Source organism: Psychrobacter sp. T6-1 (assembly GCF_052258445.1).
This window is the reverse complement of sequence record NZ_JBQQFC010000204.1, coordinates 1-4,479: the sequence shown is the minus strand read 5'-3', so window position 1 is coordinate 4,479 and position 4,479 is coordinate 1. Positions and strand designations below refer to the sequence as shown.

Genomic DNA, 4,479 nt, shown 5'->3' with positions numbered 1-4,479 from the left:
ATTGTTAGAATGCCGCCACCGACGCCGCTTTTGCCCGGCAGACCCACCTGATAGGCAAACTCCCCAGAGCCATCATAATGACCACACATCATCATCAGTGAATTAATCCGCTTAGATTGCTGCGGGCTGATCACCTTGGCTCCTGTGGGTTCATTGATACCGTTAGAGACCAAAAATAGGCCAGCGCGAGCTAATTGCTCACAGCTCATGGCAATCGAGCATTGATGAAAGTAGGTATTAAGTATGGCATCGACGTCATGCTGCAGATGCCCAAAAGACTTCATAAAATGCGCAAGTGCGGCGTTGCGATCCTCGTGCTCAATCTCAGATCTTGCGACTTTATAATCAAAGCTGATCGACTCATCGTCTGCTATAAAGTGCACAAATTGTAAAATCTCATCCAATATCTCTTTTGGCTCGCGTCCCATAGTGATGGCATCGACCACCGCAATCGCCCCTGCATTAATAAAGGGGTTACGCGGTCTGCCCGATTCGTACTCGAGTATGGTAATGGAGTTAAAGGGGTCGCCTGAGGGCTCACGACCGACATGATTCCACAGCGCACTGCCAAGCTTACTAAGGCCGATAGTTAGCGTAAATACTTTGGAGATACTTTGTATCGAGAATAGCGTGCTGGCATCCCCTGCGCTATAGACCTGCCCATCAGGAGTCGCGACGGCAATACCAAACTGGTTAGGGTCGACATGCGCCAGCTGCGGAATATAATCCGCTACTTTTCCGCGCTCAGTCTTAAGCGCCATTTGAGCGGCGATGTCATCTAAAATTTGTTGCATCATAAAGGGATAGCCGTGTTTTTATTGATTTATTAAGTAGGCATGATTTTAACTGAATTGAGGAGGATAAGGCGGGGAATATTTTATTTCGCTATTATTTATCACAACACATATAGTCTGATATAGGTAGTTCCATTCTAGCGGTCTGTTTAGGGTTTATCAGACCTGTTTAGATGGTTCCAGTAGGATATACTTAACTTTCCATAAAATCTTAGATAAATAAGAAAAATTTTAGATATAGCTTTTATCAAAGCTCAATAAATGATGATATACCTGGCATACTGTTTATTAATGTACTCATTGGGTTGTCTATTTCCACATATCTAAGATGTTTATCACACCTAAAATCCTCATGAATATTTGGTTTATGCGATTTATAAAAAATTTCTTTTTTAGAATAAATTTGTATTGTGTGATTGCACGCTTCGATTTCAGTATCTTTTAATACTAATGTTGAAAGCTTAATCTCTGGTTTATAAGAGGATGGTTTTACCATAACCACACTGATATTCGGTGTTATTGGTACAACCATATAAGGAAAGCTAGGCGCTTCTACATTCCCCACTATATTAGTGAAAAAACCATCACCGTATATAAACTCTTTGCTATTGCTATATAGAACAGCAAACTTGACCTCACTGTCTTTAATTACTTTAACTATTTCTCTTTGTTTTCTTATCATGTTGAGCTTAATTTCTACTGCCTTGTGAGAGCTTATTTCTCCGCCTACACTTTCTATCAAAGAAACATATCCCTCTCGATTCTGAGGACTGCGTACAGCCAATGAAACGGCACATTCAGTTAGCATATTGAGGTCTTCTTTCGTACATGTTTGAGGTACAAAACGATCTTCTAAATGTTCATTAAATTTAAATATATAAGTAAGACTTTCTAACCATTTAATTACGTTAGGGAAATTACTATCAGCAGTATCAAACTCATACTCAAAGCTAGTATCGAACGATGAGCTAGTGTCTTTATCTTGTTTTAGTTTGATATTGTGAGCGTCCTTGATAACTCCCAAGTTTTTGGGAGATGAATCCGATATCGCCCCATTAGGTTGCATTCGATTAATGTGTCCAGTTTCATCTCTCCAATGCTTGGATACACATATAGGCCACCAATGATGGTTAGCTGTTTTAATTTTTTTCATTTAACGCATGCTCCTTACTTTCAATTTGATAAAAATATTCCAAAATTTTGACCTCTGCTGCTAAGTTTAGTAAACGTAGGGTGCGCCCAGCGCACCGATATAACACCATAACTTATCCAGTGGTGCGCATGGCACACCCTACGAAAACTATATTTATTTTTTACAGTTCTATGTGCTGGGCTAAAAGCCCAGCCTACGCCAAAACTTAATATCTAAAATGTTTCTACGAAAAAACCGCCCTAACCAAAAAGCTAGAGCGATTTTTCTAAATCAAGAAAAAGTACTTATTCAGCAGTATCAGCCGTTACATTTTGCTCGATACCTTTCATAGTCAATTTAATGCGACCACGGTTGTCGACGTCTTGGACGAAGACATTGACCTTTTGACCTTCCTTTAGATAGTCAGAGACATTCTCGACGCGCTCTTCTGCGATTTGTGAGATATGCACGAGACCATCAGTGTTTGGCAAGACGTTAACGAACGCACCGAAGTCAACGATACGAGCGACCGTACCTTCATAGGTTTTGCCGACTTCAACTTCAGCCGTTAGCGCTTCGATTTTACCGATAGCCGCTTTGGTTGCCGCTTTGTTCTCACCAAAGATACGAATCGTACCAGCATCATCGATATCGATAACCGCGCCAGTTTCTTCAGTGAGCTGACGAATCATCGCGCCGCCTTTACCGATGACGTCACGAATCTTATCAGGGTTGATTTCGATGACCGCATAGTTCGGTGCATGAGCGTTGATTTCAGTACGGCTCTCTGGCAATACTTTATTCATCGCGTCAAGGATATGAATACGACCGGCATGGGCTTGCTTCAGCGCCTGCTCCATGATGTCAGGCGTGATGCCTTCGATTTTGATATCCATCTGAAGGGCTGTGATGCCGTCTTTAGAACCAGCGACTTTAAAGTCCATATCACCAAGATGATCTTCATCACCCAAGATGTCTGATAGTACTGCAAAGCGCTCGCCTTCTTTAACCAAACCCATCGCAATACCAGCAACTGGTGCTTTGATCGGTACGCCTGCGTCCATCAATGCCAAGCTTGCACCGCAAACAGACGCCATAGAAGACGAACCGTTTGACTCAGTGATTTCTGAGACCACACGGATGACATACGGGAAACGTTCGCTATCTGGTAGCATCGCTTGCACACCGCGGCGCGCTAGGCGACCATGGCCGATTTCGCGGCGTTTTGGGATACCTTCGCGGCCTGTCTCACCGACTGAGAAATGCGGAAAGTTATAATGCAGCATGAAATGATCACGAATCGTACCGCCTAGTGAGTCGATCATATTCACATCACGGCTGTTACCTAAAGTCGTTGTGACAAGAGCCTGAGTCTCACCGCGAGTAAATAGCGCTGAACCATGCGTGTATGGCAATACGCCAACTTGTACGTCAAGCGCACGGACAGTATCTAAATCACGACCATCGATACGCGGCTTACCTGACAAGATATTGTCACGAACGGTGCGGTATTTAAGATCATTAAAGATGTCTTTGAGCTTGGAGACATTGCTGCTGTAGTCTTCTGACTCTTTATCGCCTGCCAATGCATCGATAGCAGCTTGCTTGACGTCATCGAGCTTGGCGTAACGCTCTTGCTTATCTGTAGTGGTATAAGCGTCAGCCACTTGCGCGCCGAACTGCTCTTTCATGCTGCTCTCAAGCGACGCGTCTGCCTTTGGCGCTTCGAACTGCTGCTTGGCGGTGCCAATCTCTTGTGCCATTGAAGCAATGTTATCGATGACAATTTGCTGCTGCTCATGACCGTATAGTACCGCGCCTAGCATTTGGTCTTCTGATAGCTCAGCGGCCTCAGACTCAACCATAAGTACCGCAGACTTAGTACCTGCGACAACTAGATCAAGATCACTCTCTTTGAGCTGCTCAAGCGTTGGGTTGAGGACGTATTCACCACCGATGAAACCAACACGGGCGGCGGCGACTGGACCATTGAATGGCGCATCAGAGATGGCCAACGCTGCTGAAGCACCAATTAGCGCAGCGATATCTGCAGATTGGGTCTTATCCGATGACACAACGGTAGCGGTAATTTGAATCTCGTTGACGTAGCCTTCAGGGAATAGCGGACGAATTGGGCGGTCAATCAAGCGTGAGGTTAGGGTTTCAAACTCGCTGGCGCGGCCTTCACGTTTGCCGTAAGCCCCTGGGATTTTACCTGCCGCGTACATTTTTTCTTGGTAGTTGACCGTTAGCGGGAAGAAGTTTTGACCCTCTTTTGGATCTGATTTGACGACTGCGGCAACCAGTACCGTCACGCCGCCCATATGTACCATAATCGAGTTGGCTTGACGGGCAACGCGGCCTGTCTCGATGACGACTTGCTGATTACCGTATTGAAATTCACGCTTCACTGTATTAAACATTGTCATATAAGTTTCCTAGTATTGAGACTGATAATATCCGTATAAAGAGTCTGTCATCAGTCGTTAAATTTTTAAGTGCTAAGTTTTAAATACTATAGTCAGTTCAAAGTAAAATTGTCATAAATTTAGA

At 44.1% G+C, this 4,479-nt stretch carries 3 protein-coding genes; all 3 read right to left on the bottom strand.

What is annotated here, in order from left to right:
- A partial coding sequence (locus ACTXGO_RS10110; protein WP_443574313.1) for a glutaminase occupies positions 1–797 on the bottom strand: 797 nt, incomplete at its 3' end.
- Positions 798–1,041: 244 nt separating this feature from the next.
- Positions 1,042–1,947 carry a DUF4238 domain-containing protein gene (locus ACTXGO_RS10105; protein WP_443541222.1) on the bottom strand — a complete coding sequence of 302 codons (906 nt, stop codon included), beginning with the start codon at positions 1,945–1,947 and terminating at the stop codon, positions 1,042–1,044.
- Between the two features lie 284 nt (positions 1,948–2,231).
- Positions 2,232–4,355, bottom strand: coding sequence for a polyribonucleotide nucleotidyltransferase (pnp, locus tag ACTXGO_RS10100; RefSeq protein ID WP_435950003.1), 2,124 nt, complete (start codon positions 4,353–4,355; stop codon positions 2,232–2,234).
- Positions 4,356–4,479: the final 124 nt, after the last annotated feature.